Annotated in this window: 12 protein-coding genes; 5 read left to right on the plus strand and 7 right to left on the minus strand. The window is 72.3% G+C overall.

What is annotated here, in order from left to right; translation table 11 throughout:
• Positions 1-43 precede the first annotated feature (43 nt).
• Positions 44-1,753 (plus strand): arginine--tRNA ligase, encoded by a 1,710-nt coding sequence (gene argS / locus Cs7R123_RS27160; protein ID WP_212834550.1) that lies wholly within the window; start codon positions 44-46, stop codon positions 1,751-1,753.
• 87 nt (positions 1,754-1,840) lie between these two features.
• On the opposite strand, the gene Cs7R123_RS27165 is transcribed toward argS, so the two are convergent.
• Complete coding sequence (locus Cs7R123_RS27165) at positions 1,841-2,644, minus strand: SigB/SigF/SigG family RNA polymerase sigma factor (RefSeq protein WP_212830538.1); 804 nt, start codon at positions 2,642-2,644, stop codon at positions 1,841-1,843.
• A 196-nt stretch (positions 2,645-2,840) separates the two neighbouring features.
• Complete coding sequence (locus Cs7R123_RS27170; protein ID WP_212830539.1) at positions 2,841-3,158, minus strand: STAS domain-containing protein; 318 nt, start codon at positions 3,156-3,158, stop codon at positions 2,841-2,843.
• A 152-nt stretch (positions 3,159-3,310) separates the two neighbouring features.
• Here Cs7R123_RS27170 and Cs7R123_RS27175 point away from each other — a divergent pair, with 152 nt between their 5' ends.
• Entirely contained in the window at positions 3,311-5,686 is a 2,376-nt protein-coding gene (locus tag Cs7R123_RS27175; RefSeq protein ID WP_212830540.1) for a SpoIIE family protein phosphatase, read from the plus strand.
• On the opposite strand, the gene Cs7R123_RS27180 is transcribed toward Cs7R123_RS27175, so the two are convergent.
• Both Cs7R123_RS27180 and Cs7R123_RS27185 read right to left on the minus strand, forming a co-directional pair.
• Complete coding sequence (locus tag Cs7R123_RS27180; protein WP_212830541.1) at positions 5,683-6,240, minus strand: two-component system response regulator; 558 nt, start codon at positions 6,238-6,240, stop codon at positions 5,683-5,685. The genes Cs7R123_RS27175 and Cs7R123_RS27180 overlap by 4 nt on opposite strands.
• Complete coding sequence (locus Cs7R123_RS27185; protein ID WP_244872468.1) at positions 6,237-10,547, minus strand: HAMP domain-containing protein; 4,311 nt, start codon at positions 10,545-10,547, stop codon at positions 6,237-6,239. The genes Cs7R123_RS27180 and Cs7R123_RS27185 overlap by 4 nt, the downstream gene beginning before the upstream one ends.
• Positions 10,548-10,745: 198 nt before the next feature.
• On the opposite strand from Cs7R123_RS27185, the gene Cs7R123_RS27190 reads away from it, so the two are divergent.
• Positions 10,746-12,302, plus strand: a complete 1,557-nt coding sequence (locus Cs7R123_RS27190) for a PP2C family protein-serine/threonine phosphatase (RefSeq protein ID WP_244872173.1) — start codon at positions 10,746-10,748, stop codon at positions 12,300-12,302.
• Positions 12,303-12,321: 19 nt separating this feature from the next.
• Here the strand turns inward: Cs7R123_RS27190 and Cs7R123_RS27195 are convergent, their stop codons facing one another.
• Both Cs7R123_RS27195 and Cs7R123_RS27200 read right to left on the minus strand, forming a co-directional pair.
• Positions 12,322-13,074 carry an ATP-binding protein gene (locus tag Cs7R123_RS27195; RefSeq protein ID WP_212830542.1) on the minus strand — a complete coding sequence of 251 codons (753 nt, stop codon included), beginning with the start codon at positions 13,072-13,074 and terminating at the stop codon, positions 12,322-12,324.
• 144 nt (positions 13,075-13,218) lie between these two features.
• Entirely contained in the window at positions 13,219-13,458 is a 240-nt protein-coding gene (locus Cs7R123_RS27200; RefSeq protein ID WP_212830543.1) for a hypothetical protein, read from the minus strand.
• Positions 13,459-13,578: 120 nt separating this feature from the next.
• Between Cs7R123_RS27200 and Cs7R123_RS27205 the strand changes: the two genes are divergently transcribed.
• On the plus strand, positions 13,579-13,974 hold the full coding sequence (locus tag Cs7R123_RS27205) for a hemerythrin domain-containing protein (protein ID WP_212830544.1): 396 nt from the start codon (positions 13,579-13,581) through the stop codon (positions 13,972-13,974).
• Between the two features lie 13 nt (positions 13,975-13,987).
• On the opposite strand, the gene Cs7R123_RS27210 is transcribed toward Cs7R123_RS27205, so the two are convergent.
• Positions 13,988-14,182: a hypothetical protein gene (locus tag Cs7R123_RS27210; protein WP_244872174.1), complete on the minus strand. Its 195-nt coding sequence runs from the start codon at positions 14,180-14,182 to the stop codon at positions 13,988-13,990.
• Positions 14,183-14,345: 163 nt separating this feature from the next.
• Here Cs7R123_RS27210 and Cs7R123_RS27215 point away from each other — a divergent pair, with 163 nt between their 5' ends.
• Positions 14,346-16,160 carry a GH25 family lysozyme gene (locus tag Cs7R123_RS27215; RefSeq protein WP_212830545.1) on the plus strand — a complete coding sequence of 605 codons (1,815 nt, stop codon included), beginning with the start codon at positions 14,346-14,348 and terminating at the stop codon, positions 16,158-16,160.
• The last annotated feature ends 77 nt before the right edge of the window (positions 16,161-16,237 follow it).

Genomic DNA, 16,237 nt, shown 5'->3' on the forward strand with positions numbered 1-16,237 from the left:
CTTCGCCATGCCCTGCCTTCTCGCAGAAAGCGCTGCCCTCATGATCGACTTGGAATCATTGCTGCACGACCGGTTCGCGGCCGCCTTCGCGGCGGTCGCCGGCGGCCCCGCCGACCCGGCGCTGCGCCGCTCGCAGCACGCCGACTTCCAGGCCGACGGCGCCCTGGCCCTGGCCCGCAGGCTCGGCCGCAACCCGCGGGAGGTCGGCGCCGAGGTGCTGGCCGCCGCCGACCTGGCCGACCTGGCCGACGCGACCCTGGCCGGGCCCGGATTCATCAACGTCAGCCTGCACGACGACGCGATCGCGCGGATGGTCACGCAGGTCAACGCCGACGAGCGGCTCGGGGTGCCGCTGGCCGAGGCGCCGCGCACCGTGGTGATCGACTACTCGGCGCCGAACGTGGCCAAGGAGATGCACGTCGGCCACCTGCGCTCGACCGTCATCGGCGACGCCGCCGCACGGGTGCTGGAGTGGCTGGGCCACGACGTGGTGCGGGCCAATCACCTGGGCGACTGGGGCACCCCGTTCGGCATGCTGATCGAGCACCTGCTCGACGTCGGCGAGGCCGAGGCGGTGCACGAGCTGTCGGTGGGCGACCTGAGCGGCTTCTACCAGGCCGCGCGGGCCAAGTTCGACAGCGAGCCGGGTTTCGCCGACCGGTCGCGGGCCCGGGTGGTCGCGTTGCAGGCCGGGGACGAGGCGACGCTGCGGCTGTGGCGGCTGCTGGTGGCCGAGAGCGAGAGATACTTCCTCAACGTGTACGCCACCCTCGGCGTCACCCTCACCAGCGGCGACTTCTGCGGCGAGTCGTTCTACAACGACCGGCTGGCCCCCGTGGTCGACGAGCTGAAGTCGCTCGGGCTGCTGCGCGACAGCAACGGGGCGCAGTGCGCCTTCCCGGCCGGGTTCACCGGCCGCGACGGCGAGCCGCTGCCGCTCATCGTGCGCAAGAGCGACGGCGGCTACGGCTACGGCGCCACCGACCTGGCCGCCATCCGGTACCGGACGCAGGAGCTGCACGCCGACCGGATGCTGTACGTCGTCGGCAACGAGCAGCGCCAGCACCTGGAGATGGTGTACCAGACCGCTCGGGACGCGGGCTGGCTGGCCGAACCCGCCGAGGCGCTGCACGTGGGCTACGGGCTGGTGCTGGGCGCCGACGGGCGCAAGCTGGCCTCGCGGGCCGGTGGCACGGTCAAGCTCGCCGACCTGCTCGATGAGGCGGTGGCGCGGGCGCTGGCCCTGGTCGACAACACCGACCTGGACGAGGAGACGAAGGCGTCGGTCGCGCACGCGGTCGGCATCGGCGCGATCAAGTACGTCGACCTGTCCAGCGAGCGCGGCAAGGACTACACGTTCGACTGGGACCGGATGCTGTCGTTCACGGGCGACACCGGGGCATACCTGCAGTATGCGTACGCGCGGATTCAGTCGATCTTCCGCAGGGGCGGGGTCGTGCCGGACCGGTCGGCGCCGGTGCTGGTCACGCACCCGGCCGAGCGGGCGCTGGCACTCCAGCTGCTGCTGTTCCCGGCCGTGGTGGCGCTGGCGGGCCAGACGCTCCAGTTCCACCGGATCACGGTGTACCTCCAGGCGCTGGCCGGGGCGTACACGTCGTTCTACGACACCTGCCCGGTGCTGAAGTCCGAGGGCGAGGTACGGGCGAGCCGCCTGGCCCTGTGCGACCTGACCGGCCGCACCATCGCCCGGGGCCTGGACCTGCTCGGCATCGCCGCCCCGGCCCGCATGTGACCTGAGCGCGGATGGGCGGTTTCGGGGAAAGTGCAGGAATCTCGGCCCGGATTCCAGCACTTTCCCCGAAACTGCACGGCTTCGTGGTCAGTCCTCGTCGGTGGTGAGGCGGTCGCGCAGGACGATCAGGGCGCGGGTGAGCAGGCGGGAGACGTGCATCTGCGAGACGCCCACCTGCTCGGCGATCTCGGTCTGGGTGCGGCAGTCGACGAAGCGCAGGTGCAGGATGCGCCGCTCCCGTTCGGGCAGGCTGTCGATGGCCTGGAACAGCGCGTCGCGGTCGGGCAGGCCCTCGACCTCGCCGTCGTAATCGCCGAGCAGGTCCTGCAACTGCCCCTCGGCGCCGTCCTCGCCGACCGGCGCGTTGAGCGAGCCCGCCGTGTACGCCGTGGCGCAGTCGAGCGCCCGGCGCACCTGCTCGGCGGGCACGTGCAGGTATTCGGCGAGGTCCTCGACCCCGGGTGTGCGCTGCAGCCGCTGGCTGAGCTCCGGCACCGCCCGGCACACCGCCAGGTGCAGCTCCTGAAGCGACCGTTGCACGTGGACGGTCCACGTGCGGTCGCGGAAGTAGCGCTTGATCTCGCCGAGCATGGTGGGCAGCACGTAGCTGGCGAACGGCACGCCGCGGTCGGGCTCGTACCGGTCGACGGCCTTGATGAGACCGATGGTGGCGACCTGGGTCAGGTCGTCGAGCTCCTCGCCGCGGTTGCGGAAGCGCAGTGCTACCCGACGCGCCGCCGGAGCGCACCCGCAGATGATCTCATCGCGCAGGCGCTCCCGGCCGGTGTCGGAGTCCGGCAGGTGGTGCAGCAGGCGCAGGTGGTCATGGAACTGTGCGAAAGTGTCGGTCAGCGAGCCCGTGCCGCTGGCGGCGGTCAGGGTGGTTTCCATGGCGGTGACCTGGGTCTCCCCTGCCGTGGCCGCGCCCCGCGCGGTGTGACGGCAGGAAGAGCTGGGAGGCGGTGCCCTGCTGCTGGAGCACCTGACGCGGCCTCATGGTTCTTCCGCGCCGGTTTGCCGCATTCGCGGCGTGGGTAAGCCTACTCTCCCAACGGGTCCCGGCGCGATGTGCCACACCGCCCCTTTTTCACAAGTCGGGCGGGGTGAGCAGCTTCCCGACACCGGTGACGGCCAGCACCTTGGCGACCCATTGCTGGGCATCGCGGACGTACAGCCGGTGGCCCAGGTCGGCGGCGCAGCGGTACGCGTCGAACAGCGACCGCACGCCGGTCGAGTCGAGGAAGCCGACCTCGGCGAGGTCGACCATGACGGTGGGGGCCGTGCGCAGCGCGTTGCACAGCTCGTCGCGCAGCGCATCGGCGGTCAGCAGGTCGATCTCGCCGCGCACGCGCACCACGGCGAGGCCGTTCTCGCTGGTGCGCTCCACGCCGAACTCGCGACCCATCGGACCTCTTTCTCCCCATTCCATTAACGCACGGCAGCGGTGCGGCTGGCAGAGGTCGCACCGCCTGGTCACGGCCCGGGACGGTCTGGTAGAGAGAAGTCGAACAGGCGCGGTTTCGCGTACAGGACAGCTGGGCAGGAAAGGTTTCCATGGTGCGGCAGGCACGGCAGCAGGCAACCGACGACGACTGGGTCGCGCGGGTCCAGCGCCTGGAGTCAGAGCTGTCCGGCCTGCGCCGGGCCATGCGGACGCGGGGGCTGATCGAACAGGCCAAGGGCGTGCTCGCCGAGCGGCTGGGCTGCGACCCGGAGACCGCGTTCGGGCAGCTGTCGGCCATGTCCCAGCAGCGCAACGTCAGCGTGGTCGACCTGGCCGCCGACATCGTGGGCGCGCGCGTGCCCGCCACCGCCGCCGCGCAGGACCCCGGGCCCGAACCCGAACCCGAAGCGGCTCCCGAGCCGGCCGACCAGGCGGCGGCGGCCGCCGCCGCGGTGCGGGGCGCCGCGCCGCGCACGCGGACCGGCCTGGCCGACGCCGACCAGTCGCTGCCCGTGGCGCAGACCCGCCAGCTGCGCAAGTGCCTGTCGGCGCTGGACGCCGCCGACGACCTCGACGCGCTCACCCGGACCCTGGTGACCGTCGGGATGGGCGACCCGCCCGGTGGGGTGGCGGCGGTGTTCGCCGTCGAACCCGACGAGGCGATCCGGCTCGTGACCAGCCACGGCTGGCCCGCGCAGGTGGCCAGCGAGTGGCGGCGGTCGCCGTCCTCGATGCCGACGACGGTCGGCGCCGCCGCGCGGACCGGCCGGCCCGTGCTGGTCGACGGCCTGACCGACCACGACTACGTGCTCATCGGGCCCGGCGCCGCCCGGGTCGCGTTCCCGCTGGTCGCGGGTGAGCAGGTGGTCGGCGTGCTGGTGCTGGTGTGGCACGAGCCCCGCGAGTTCAGCGTGGCCGACCGGGCCTACCTGGACCAGCTCGCCGCCGGAGCCGGGCGGGCGCTGCGCCGGCTGTGGGCCACCAGCGGGCACGCTCCGACGCAGCTGCCGCTGTGGCTCGCCTCGATGCTCGACGTGATGGACGGCCCCGGTCACCTGCTCGCGCCGATCCACGGCGACGGCGACACGGTCGTCGACTTCACTATCGCGGCCGTCAGCCCGGCGGCGCGCCGCAGCGACGGCGAGACCGTCGGGCGACGCCTGCTCGACGTGTACCCGCAGCTGCTGGCCAACGGCGTGTTCGACGGATACGTCAGGCTGCTGCGCGACGACGCGCCGTTCAGCATGGCCGCCAGCACCGAGGAGGCCCTGATCGAGGGCCGTCCGCGCCGCGTGGTGCTCAACCGACGGGCGGTGCGCATCGGCGACGCGCTGCTGGCGACCTGGGCCCGCATCGACGACGCGCTCAGCAACGACGAGCGGATGACGCGCCTGGAGACGCTGGGCCGCTCCGGCTGGGCCGAGTGGGACCTGCGCGCCAAGGACGCGGTGTGGTCGGCCGGCCTGTACGGCCTGGTCGACCGCGATCCCGCGCACGGCCCGACGACGCTGGACAAGTTCGCCGGGTTCTTCGCCGCCGCCGACCGGGGCGCGCTCAAGGAGCTGCTGGCCGACCTGGCGCAGGGCGACGCGGAGCTGGCCGAGCTGCGGCTGAACACGACCCGCGGGCTGGTGCCGGTGCGCGTGTTCGGCGAGGCCGACGTGCGCGACGGCGAGGTGCGGCTGATCCGGTTGGTGCTCCAGGACGTCTCGGAGAAGCGGGCGGCGCAGGACCGGTCGACGCGCAGCGAGAACGCGGCGGCCGCCCGCCAGTTGCAGCTGGCCGCCGAGCAGGCGCTGACCAGCAACCTGACCCGGCTGCTATACCCGAACCGGGACCTGGCGCTGACCGGGCCCGGGGTCCGGGTGACCGGGCGGCACTACGCCGCTACCTCGCCGCGTACGCCGCTGCGGGGCGACTTCTGCGACGCCGACCGGCTGGAGGACGGCAGCCTGCTCTGCGTCATCGGCGACGCGTGCGGCACCGGCCTGGTCGCGGCGGCGGCCGTGGTGCGGCTGCGCTTCCCGGTGATGGCGCTGGGCATGGCCGGGGCGGCTCCGGCCGACATCCTGCGCAGCATCAACGACATGATCATGCGGGCGCCGGACGCGCCCCTGGCCAGCCTGCTGATCGCCCGGTACACGCCGCAGAACGGAACGGTCACCTGGGCTTCGGCCGGGCACCTCCAGCCGATCCTGGTGCGCGGCGGCGAGGCCCACATGGTGGAGGAGCCGACCGGACCGATGCTGGGCATGGTCGAGGGGCAGCGGTTCGCCACCGCCACGATGGCGCTGGCCCCGGGCGACAGCCTGGTCGCGTTCACCGACGGGGTGCTGCACCGGCGCAAGCGCGACCCGCTGGCCGACTTCCGCGACCGGGTCGAGGCCGCCCACCGTACGGGCGGCAGCACCGCGCTCTGGGAGATCACCCCCACCGAGCGCGACGACGAGGCCTGCATGCTCGTCCTCGACGTGGAGGCGGCGCGCTAGGCCGCGGTCGCCTCCCGCTGGGCGGCCGGCAGGGCCGCCAGCAGCGCCGTGCGGGCCTGCTCGGACTGGCCGGGCTCGCCCAGCAGCCGCACCGCCTCCTGGGCGGCCAGCGACAGCCGGGTCCACTGGGCGGCCTGCTGGCGCAGCTGCTGGTTCTTGCCCCACAGTTCGGCGAAGATGGCGACCTTCGCCCGCAGCACCCACGGGTCGAACGGCTTGGTCAGGTAGTCCACCGCACCGGCGGCGTAGCCGCGCAGCGCCAGGCGGGCGTCGCCGTCGGCGGCGGTGAGGAAGATGATCGGGATGTGCCGGGTGCGCTCGCGCCGCTTGACGTGCCCGGCGGTCTCGAATCCGTCCATGCCCGGCATGTACGCGTCCATCAGGATCACGGCGAAGTCGTCGATGAGCAGCCGTTTGAGCGCCGCCTCGCCGCTGCTGACGGCCACCGGTTCCACCGGCAGGCCCTGCAGCATCGCCTCCAGCGCCACCAGGTTGTCCGCCCGGTCGTCGACCAGCAGCACCTTGGCGAGACCGGATGCGGTCGGCTGGGTCATGGCTTCTCCTCACGGGTGATCCACGCCGACATCAGCCGGAGCAGCTCGTCGAGGTCGACCGGTTTGGTGATGTAGTCGCTGGCCCCGGCGGCCAGCGCGAACTCCCGGTCGCCCGGCATCGCCTTGGCGGTCAGGAACACCACCGGCAGGTCGGCCAGGTGCGGGTTGCGGCGGATGATCCGCGTGGTCTCGTAGCCGTCCTGCTCGGGCATCATCGCGTCCATCAGCACGATGTCGATGTCCGGGTGCTCGGCCAGCAGCCGGACGCCGTCGTTGCCGTTGTCGGCGTACAGGACGCGCATGCCGTGCTGTTCCAGTGCGCTGGCCAGCGCGAACACGTTGCGCACGTCGTCGTCGACGATGAGCACGGTGGCGCCGCCCAGCGGCAGGGCCACCTCGTCGGCGACCAGCTCGCTGGCGGGGCGGCCGATGATGGGGCGCCCGACCGGGGACACCAGCGGCAGCGCCGCGGCGGGCGGGGCGGTGACGACCGGCCCGCCGGTGAGCATGCCCGGCAGGTACAGGGTGAACGTCGACCCCTCCCCCGGCACCGACGTCACGGTGATGGTGCCGCCGAGCAGGCGCGACAGTTCGCGGCTGATCGACAGGCCGAGGCCGGTGCCGCCGTACTTGCGGCTGGTGGTGCCGTCGGCCTGCTGGAACTCGTCGAAGATCAGCGCGAGTTTGCTGGCGGAGATGCCGATGCCGGTGTCGTGCACCGCGAACATCACCACCTCCCCGGCCTGCCGCAGCGACGCCTCCTCGAAGGTCAGGTCGGCCGGTGCCGGTCCGATCTCCAGGGTGACCAGGCCGCTCTCGGTGAACTTGACCGCGTTGGACAGCAGGTTGCGCAGGATCTGCTGGAGGCGCTGGGCGTCGGTGATCATGCCGGTGGGCAGCACGTCGGACAGGCGTACCTCCAGGGTCAGGCCCTTGTCCTCGGCCTGCGGCTTGAATGCCTGCTCCACGTATTCGCAGACCTCGCGGAAGCGGACCTCGCCGGGCTGCACGTCCATCCGGCCCGCCTCGATCTTGGACAGGTCCAGGATGTCGTCGATGAGGGCGAGCAGGTCCGACCCGGCGCTGTGGATGGTGCGGGCGAACTCGATCTGCTTGCCGGTCAGGTTGCTCTCGGTGTTGTCCGCCAGCAGGCGCGACAGCAGCAGCAGCGAGTTCAGCGGCGTACGCAGCTCGTGCGACATGTTCGCCAGGAACTCGGACTTGTACTGCGAGGCCGCCGACAGCTGGCGGGCCTTGTCCTCCAGCCCGAGCCGCGCGAGCTCGATCTCGCGGTTCTTGATCTCGATGTTGCGGTTCTGCTCCGACAGCTGGGCCGCCTTCTCCTCCAGCTCGTTGTTGGTGCGCTGGAGTTCGACCGACCGGTCGCGCAGCTCCTGGGCCAGCCGCTGCGACTGGGCCAGCAGCTCCTCGGTGCGCCGGTTGGCCAGGATCGTGTTGAGCGCGATGCCGAGCGTGCCGGCCAGCCGGTCCAGGAAGTCCAGGTGCAGCTCGGAGAAGGCGGTGACGCTGCCGAACTCGATCACGCCCAGCGACTCGCCCTCGAACGCGATCGGCAGCACGATCAGGTCGGCGACGTGGGTCTCGGCGATACCGGAGCGGACCGTGAGGGTGGTCTTGCCCGCCCCGGCGCGGATGGCCCGGCGGTCCAGCGCGGCCTGCCCGACCAGGCCCTCGCCCGGGGCGTACCCGCTGGCGGACTTGTCGGCGGAGTAGCCGTAGGCGGCGGCCAGCTGCAACTGGGAGACGTCGCCGTCCAGCACGGACAGGAAGAACGCGCCCAGCTGCGCGTCGATCAGCGGGGTGACCTCGGACATGACCATCCGGCAGACCTGCTCCAGGTCGCGCTGGCCCTGCAGCAGCTCGCCCGCGCGGGCCAGGTTGGAGTCCAGCCAGCCCTGCTCGGCGTTCTTCGTGGTGGTGTCGCGCAGGGTGACGATCATCTGGTTGATGTTGTCCTTGAGCTCGGCGACCTCGCCCTGCGCCTCGACGGTGATGCGCTGGGTCATGTCGCCGCGGGTCACCGCCGTGGACACCGTCGCGATGGCGCGCAGCTGGTTGGTCAGCGTCGAGGCGAGCTGGTTGACGTTCTCGGTGAGGTGGCGCCAGGTGCCGGACACGCCGCGCACCTGCGCCTGGCCGCCCAGCTTGCCCTCCGAACCGACCTCACGCGCGACACGGGTGACCTCGTCGGCGAACGACGAGAGCTGGTCCACCATCGTGTTGACGGTGTTCTTGAGCTCCAGGATCTCGCCGTGCGCGTCGACGGTGATCTTCTGCGACAGGTCGCCCCGCGCCACGGCCGTGGTGACCTGCGCGATGTTGCGGACCTGGCCGGTCAGGTTCGAGGCCATGAAGTTCACGTTGTCGGTCAGGTCGCGCCAGGTGCCGGCGACGCCGCGCACCTGGGCCTGGCCGCCCAGCTTGCCCTCGGTGCCGACCTCGCGGGCCACGCGGGTGACCTCGTCGGCGAACGAGGAGAGCTGGTCGACCATCGTGTTGACCGTCGACTTCAGCTCCAGGATCTCGCCCTGGGCGTCGACCGTGATCTTCTGCGACAGGTCGCCCCGCGCCACGGCCGTGGCGACCTGGGAGATGTTGCGGACCTGCGCGGTCAGGTTGCCCGCCATCACGTTGACGTTGTCGGTGAGGTCGCGCCAGGTGCCGGACACGCCGCGCACCTGGGCCTGGCCGCCGAGCTTGCCCTCCGAACCGACCTCGCGGGCCACGCGGGTGACCTCGTCGGCGAACGAGGAGAGCTGGTCGACCATCGTGTTGACCGTCGACTTCAGCTCCAGGATCTCGCCCCGCGCGTCGACCGTGATCTTCTGCGACAGGTCGCCCTGGGCCACGGCCGTGGTGACCTGCGCGATGTTGCGGACCTGGGCGGTGAGGTTGCCCGCGAGCTGGTTCACGTTCTCGGTGAGGTCGCGCCAGGTGCCCGACACCCCGGCCACCTGGGCCTGACCGCCGAGCTTGCCCTCCGAACCGACCTCACGGGCGACGCGCGTCACCTCGTCGGCGAACGACGACAGCTGGTCCACCATCGTGTTGACCGTCGACTTCAGCTCCAGGATCTCGCCCCGCGCGTCGACCGTGATCTTCTGCGACAGGTCGCCCCGCGCCACGGCCGTGGTGACCTGCGCGATGTTGCGGACCTGGCCGGTCAGGTTGGACGCGAGCTGGTTGACGTTCTCGGTGAGGTCGCGCCAGGTGCCCGACACCCCGGCCACCTGGGCCTGACCGCCCAGCTTGCCCTCCGAACCGACCTCGCGCGCGACACGCGTCACCTCGTCGGCGAACGACGACAGCTGGTCCACCATCGTGTTGACGACGTCCTTGAGCTCCAGGATCTCGCCCTGGGCGGCGACGGCGATCTTCTGCGACAGGTCGCCCCGCGCCACCGCGGTGGCGACCTGGGAGATGTTGCGGACCTGCGCGGTCAGGTTCGACGCCATGTAGTTCACGGCGTCGGTGAGGTCCTTCCAGGTCCCGGCCACGCCGGGCACCTCGGCCTGGCCGCCGAGCTTGCCCTCGGTGCCGACCTCGCGCGCCACCCGGGTCACCTGCTCGGCGAAGACCCGCAGCGTGTCGGTGAGCGAGTTGATCGTGTCGGCCAGGTCGGCGACCTCGCCGCGGGCGGAGATGGCGATCTTCTGGGACAGGTCGCCCTGCGCGATCGCGGTGGTCACCTGCGAGATCGAGCGCACCTGGGCGGTCAGGTTCGACGCCATGAAGTTCACGTTGTCGGTGAGGTCGCGCCAGGTGCCGGAGACGCCGCGCACGTCGGCCTGGCCGCCGAGCTTGCCCTCGGTGCCGACCTCCCGGGCGACGCGGGTCACCTCGTCGGCGAACGAGGACAGCTGGTCGACCATCCGGTTGACGGTGCGGCCGATGGTGAGGAACTCGCCGCGCAGCGGCCGCCCGTCGATGTCCAGGCGCATGTGCTGCGACAGGTCGCCCTCGGCCACCGCCACGATCACGCGGGCGATCTCGGCGGTCGGGCGCCCCAGGTCGTCGATGAGGTTGTTGACGGCCTTGATGCCCTCGGCCCAGGCTCCCTCGTACGCCTCCTCGTCCAGGCGCTCGGTGACCCGGCCCTCGCGGCCGACGACCCGCGAGATGCGCAGCAGCTCCCGGTTGCGCTGCTCCTGCAACGCGATGACCTCGTTGAACGCGTCGGCGACCTCGCCGACCACGCCGGAGCGGCGCGGCAGGCGCGTCTTGAAGTCACCCGTACGCATCGCGTGCAGGGCCGCGGCCACCTCGTGCCACTGGGCCTCGTCCACCCGTTCCCGCTGCGCGGTCGCTCCAGGCACCTGCGGACCTCCTCCGTCACCGGCGGCAGCGCACCCGCCGCCGTGTCGCTCGCCCTATCATCGTCCGAACGTCAGCGCGGCGCGAGCCGCGGGCTGGCAGGACAGGGCCGATCGGCGGAGACTACTAGCGTGCCGAACCCGCGCGTGCCCGCCGCGCCACAGCCAGCCGTGCCAGTCGCATCGACCGGCATATCCGCCGTAGACGAGCTGCTGCGGGTCGAGATCGAGCTGGACGAGGCGGGCGGGCTCGGCGGCTTCGCCGGCGCACTGGTCCAGACGCTGACCCGGCTCACCGGCGCCGACGGCGCCCGGGTGACGGTCGACCACGGCGACGGCCGCGGCCCGCGCCGCCTGGTCGGCACCGGACGTCCCGGCACCGGGCTGTCGCTGTTCCAGCGGGTGCCGGTCAGCCGCCCGTGGACCGCGGAGCTGCTGCTCAGCGCACCGGACGAGCCCGACGTCCGGACGCTGACGCTGCTGGCGGCCCAGCGGCTCGGGATGGCGCTGGAGCACCAGCGGCTGCGCGACACCGACGTGCGCCACCGCACCTGGCTGAACTTCCTGGCCGAGGTGAGCGAGCTGCTGGCGCAGTCGCTGGACCTGTCGCTGACCCTCGCCCTGATCCCGCGCCTGGTGGTGCCGCGCCTGGGCACCTGGTGCACGCTGCACCGGGTGTCGGGCAAGCGGCTGGAGCTGTCGGCGTCCGCGCACGCCGACGAGGAGCGCAGCGGCTGGCTGGAGGAAGCCGGCGAGGAGCTGACGCAGCTGATGCAGGCGCCGAACGTCAACGCCGCCATGCGCGCCGGGCAGCACGTGCCGCTGCCGTCTCCGGTGACCGGGCTGGCGATCCCCATGTTCTCGCGGGGCCAGTGGCTGGGCGTGCTGGGCATCGGGCGGGAACCGGACACGGCGCGCGATCCGGACGAGATCACCGTCGCCGAGGAGCTGGCGCGCCGGTGCGCGCTGGCGCTGGACAACGCCGCGATCCACGCCGAGCGGCAGGGCGTGGCGCACACGCTCCAGCAGGCGCTGCTGCCGACGCGGCTGCCGGTGATCCCGGGGCTGGGCCTGGGCGCGGAGTACGTGCCCGCCGGGCGCGGCGCGGAGGTCGGCGGCGACCTGTACGACATCATGCCGATGCCCGACGGCCGCTGGCTGGCGGTGATGGGCGACGTGTCCGGCAAGGGCGTGCCCGCCGCCGCCGCGACCGGCCTGGTCCGCGAGGTGCTGCGGCTGCTGGTCGGCGAGGGGCGGCCGCTGGAGTCCGTGCTGGCGACCCTGAACACGACACTGAGCGACCGCTCCGAACGCTACTGCACCCTGGCGCTGGCCGAGGTCGACCTGCCGGAGCGCGACGGCGGGGTGCCGGTGACGCTGTACCTGGCCGGGCACGACAGGCCGCTGCTGCTGCACGCCGACGGGCAGGTGGAGCAGGTCGGCGACTGGGGCACCGCGCTGGGGCTGATCAGCCCGGTGATCTGCCAGCCCACCCTGCTGGTGCTGCGGCCCGGCGAGACGCTGGTGTTCTTCACCGACGGGGTGACCGAGCGCCGCAGCGGCACCGAGTTCTTCGGGACGCGGCGGCTGGCGCAGCGGCTGACGTACCTGGCCGGGCACCCGGCCGACGTGATCGCGACGCGGCTGCGGATGGCGGCGCTGGAGTTCTCCGGCGAACCGGCCCGCGACGACATGGCCATCATGGCGATCCGCAACGACGCGGTCTGATCAGCCGGCGTCGCGCCGATCAGCTGGCGTCGCGGCCCACCGTCGCCCAGACCACCTTGCCGCCGGGCACCGCGATGATCCCCCAGCACGACGCCAGCGCCGCCACCAGCAGCAGCCCGTGGCTGTCGCGGGAGCGCCCCTGCGGCGGGGGCGGCAGCCGCGGGTCGTGGTCGTGCACCGCCACGTGCACGTCGCGGTGGTCGCCGCGCAGTTCGAAGGTGAACTCGGTGCGGGCGTGGCGCACCGCGTTGGAGACCAGCTCGCTACAGATCTGGCGCAGCAGCTGGTGCGCCGGGGCGGGCACGTCCCACAGCACGCAGCTGTCGGCCAGCATGTCGCGGGCTTCGGCGGGTGCCTGCGGGTCGGGACTGAGCCCCTGCACCCGCAGCCGGGCCGGTTCGGTCCGCTGGGCCCGCAGCAGGGCGTCGGCGCGGTCGGCGCACAGCGCCGGACGGTCGGCCTCAGGCAGGGCGTGCAGCGCGTCGGACAGCGGACCGCGCTGGCCGTACAGCGTGACCGAGCAGCCGGGCCAGGCGGCGGCCTGCCGGGTGATGTCGGTGAAGAGTGCGACCGGCCCGGCGGTCAGTTCGAGCCCGGACAGGTCCACCAGCAGCGCCTGCGGCCGCGCGGCGAGCTCGCCGCTCAGGAAGGCCAGGGCGTCGGCCGTCCCGCCGGGGTGGAGCTCGCCGTCCAGCCTGGCCGTGGCCGCCGGACCGCCACGCTCGACCGCGCAGCGCAATCGGCTCTCGCCAAGGCCTGTCCGCTTTCGCATAACGCCCGCCCCGCGTCCGTCTGCCAGGTCCGCCGCCCGGGTCCCTCATCGCCGCGCACCAGGGCGGCGGTGGGTCCACGTTCACACACATGGACCTCTTGCAGATCAGATTCCCCCGGCGTAGAGCGGGTTAAACCACCCGGCCTACTCGTCGGGGTCGACGATCGACCGGAAGCGGTAGATCCACGGCGGATCGCCCAGGGGGTTGGCCTCAAGCAGGTAGACGGCTTCCCACGGGACCTCGGCGCGCATCGGGTCGCCGGGCTCGTAGCCGCTGGGCAGCAGGATCGAGAAGGTCGCGGGCGGGTCGGCGGCCGAGTCGACCTCGATCTCCCGGGTCACCTCGGCGGCACCGTGTACGAACTTCGCGGCGATCTTCTCCACCCGTACAGCGTGCCTTCCACAGCGGACGGAACGGGGCCAGATCGACGAAACCGCACGTGTCAGGCGGTGCCGGGACGGGTAATCCAGCACGGAGAGCCACCCACCGAAGGGACGTCCGCCATGTCCGACGCGAACCCCTCCCACGACGTGGTCGACCACCTGCGCGCGCAGCACCACCAGATCAGCGAGGTGCTCGCCCAGCTCCGGTCGGCGCCCAGCATCGCCCGGGGCGAGCTGTTCGAGCAGCTGGTGAGCTTCCTGGCGGTGCACGAGCAGGCCGAGCGGCAGGTCGTGGCGCCGTACCTGGACTGGCAGGTGCCGCTGGTGCCGGGCTGGCGCCCGATGCTGGCCGAGCTGGCGCGCGGCGGGATCGCCGACCCGGGGTTCCGGCCCCGGCTGGAGGCGCTGTGCGGCACGTTCGCCGAGCACACGGCGTACGTCGAGCGCGAGGAGTTCGCCCGGCTGCGGCGTACCGTCCCGGGCGACCTCCTGCGCCGCCTCGCCGAGCAGCTCTAGCACCCGGTGCGGGTCAGCGGCCGGACGAGATGTCGTTGCGCGACAGGGCGCTGGACTCCCTTGCCTCGCCCGCGCGGGCCCGTTCCTTGTTGACGGTCTGGGCGGCGATCTCCTCGGCCACCTTCTCGGACTTGCCGCGCTCCTCGGCGCTGGCCTTGATGTGCTCGTACTGGCGTTCGCGTTTGTTGCTCCAGGCGCGCTGCGGCATGGCCGCCTCCTCTCCTCGCACCTCTCGCCGTGAGGTTGCCCGCGACGTGCCCGGATCAAACGCGCACCGGCCGCGAGCAGGCGCAACGCTTCGGTTCGGGCGGCGTTGAGCAGGGCAGCGCCCGGCGATCATGCGGGCACCCGTACTCGTCCGAGGAGCAGCCGTGCCGCACCAGTTCCGCCTGCACCGGGTGGCGCCGACCCTGGCCGCCGTGACGGCCGTGGCCACCGCGGTCCTGGGCCTGACTTTGAGTACGCGGGCAGCGGGCGGGCCCGGCCCGGACGCGGGCGGCGAGGGCTGGGCCGGCGCCGGGATGCCGGAGGCGCCCGCGGGCCGGATGCTGCTGGGGGCGCCGGGTGGCTATCCCGTCACCGGCATCGACGTGTCCAACCACCAGCAGGACATCGACTGGAAGAAGGTCGCCGACAAGGGCGCGAAGTTCGCGTACGCGAAGGCGACCGAGGGCACCCACTTCGACGACGCCGAGTACCGCGACAACCTCAGCGGGGCCAAGCGCAACGGGGTGTACTTCGGGGCGTACCACTTCGCCCGCCCCGACGAGGGCGGCGGCCGGTCCCAGGCCGACTACTTCCTGGACCGGGCGCAGTACACCAACGACGGGCACACGCTGCCGCCGATGCTGGACATCGAGTGGCCGTACAAGTGGAAGGGCAAGTACGTCGCCGACTCGCCGTGCTGGGGCAAGAGCAAGAGCGACCTGGTCAAGTGGATCCGCGACTTCACCGAGCGGGTCCGCGAGCGCACCGGCAGCGCGACGATGATCTACACCAACCCGAACTGGTGGAACCCGTGCACGGGCAAGAGCACCGCGTTCGGGCGGCACTACCTGTTCGTCTCCAGCTACACCGACAAGGTCAGCGGGCTGCCGGCGGGCTGGGACCACTGGACGCTGTGGCAGTACGCCAACCACGGCAAGCTGCCCGGTGACCAGAACGTGTTCAACGGCTCGCTGTCGGAGCTCGCGGCGCTGGCCAGCAACCCGATGGGCCCGATGCCGAAGCTGGTGGTCGGCGACTGGGACGGCGACGGCACGATGACCGCGGGCCTGGTCACCCCGTCCGGCGAGCACTGGCGCTGGCGGCTGACCAACCAGAGGGGCACCGCGCCGGTCGCGGCGGGCGGCGCCGACCCGCTGCTCACCCCGGACCTGGACTTCGAGTACGGCGACGTCGAGAAGGCCCCGATCGTGGGCGACTGGGACGGCGACGGCACCTGGACCCCGGGCACGGTCGACAGCGAGGGCAAGCGGCACGACTACTACCTGGCCAACGGCTTCCGTCCGGGCCCGTCCGACGTCCACGTCGGGTTCGGCGACATCGAGGACGTGCCGCTGGTCGGCGACTGGGACGGCAACGGCACGTTCACGCCCGGCACGGCCGACGCCGACGGCAAGCGGCACGACTGGAAGTTCACCAACTCGCTGGTCGACCCGAAGACCGAGGTCAAGCTGTCGGTCGGCGACGCGGAGAAGACGCCGGTCGTGGGCGACTGGGACGGCAACGGGACCTGGACGCCGGGCACCGTCGACAACGACGGCGAACGGCACGACTATTACCTGGTCAACTCGCTGACCGCAACGACGGCCGAGATCCACCTCGGCTTCGGCGACGTGTACACGGTGCCGCTGGTCGGCGACTGGGACGGCGACGGGAAGTTCTCCGTGGGCGCGGTCGACGCCTCCGGCACCGCCATGCGCTGGCTGCTGTCGAACAACCTGCTCGGCGGCGACCTGCCCGACCTGGCCTTCCGGTACGGCGAGACCGGCATCCTGCCCGACCCGCAGCCCTCGCCCAGCCCGTCCCCCAGTGCCTCCCCCAGCGGCACGCCGAGCGCCTCGCCCAGCCCGGCGTCGGCCTCCAAGCCGATCCCGTCGGCCGGGCCGGGGTCGCCGTCGCCGAGCACGTCGCCGAGTGCCAAGCCGGTGCTCAACCAGCGGCCCGTGGTGCCGAAAATGTGAACCAAACCCCGAAATCGATCGGAAACGCACGATACATTCGGGTCAGCGGTGAGGAGGGCCCGGCCTGCCCTCGGGAG

This window comes from Catellatospora sp. TT07R-123 (genome assembly GCF_018327705.1).
GTDB lineage: Bacteria > Actinomycetota > Actinomycetes > Mycobacteriales > Micromonosporaceae > Catellatospora.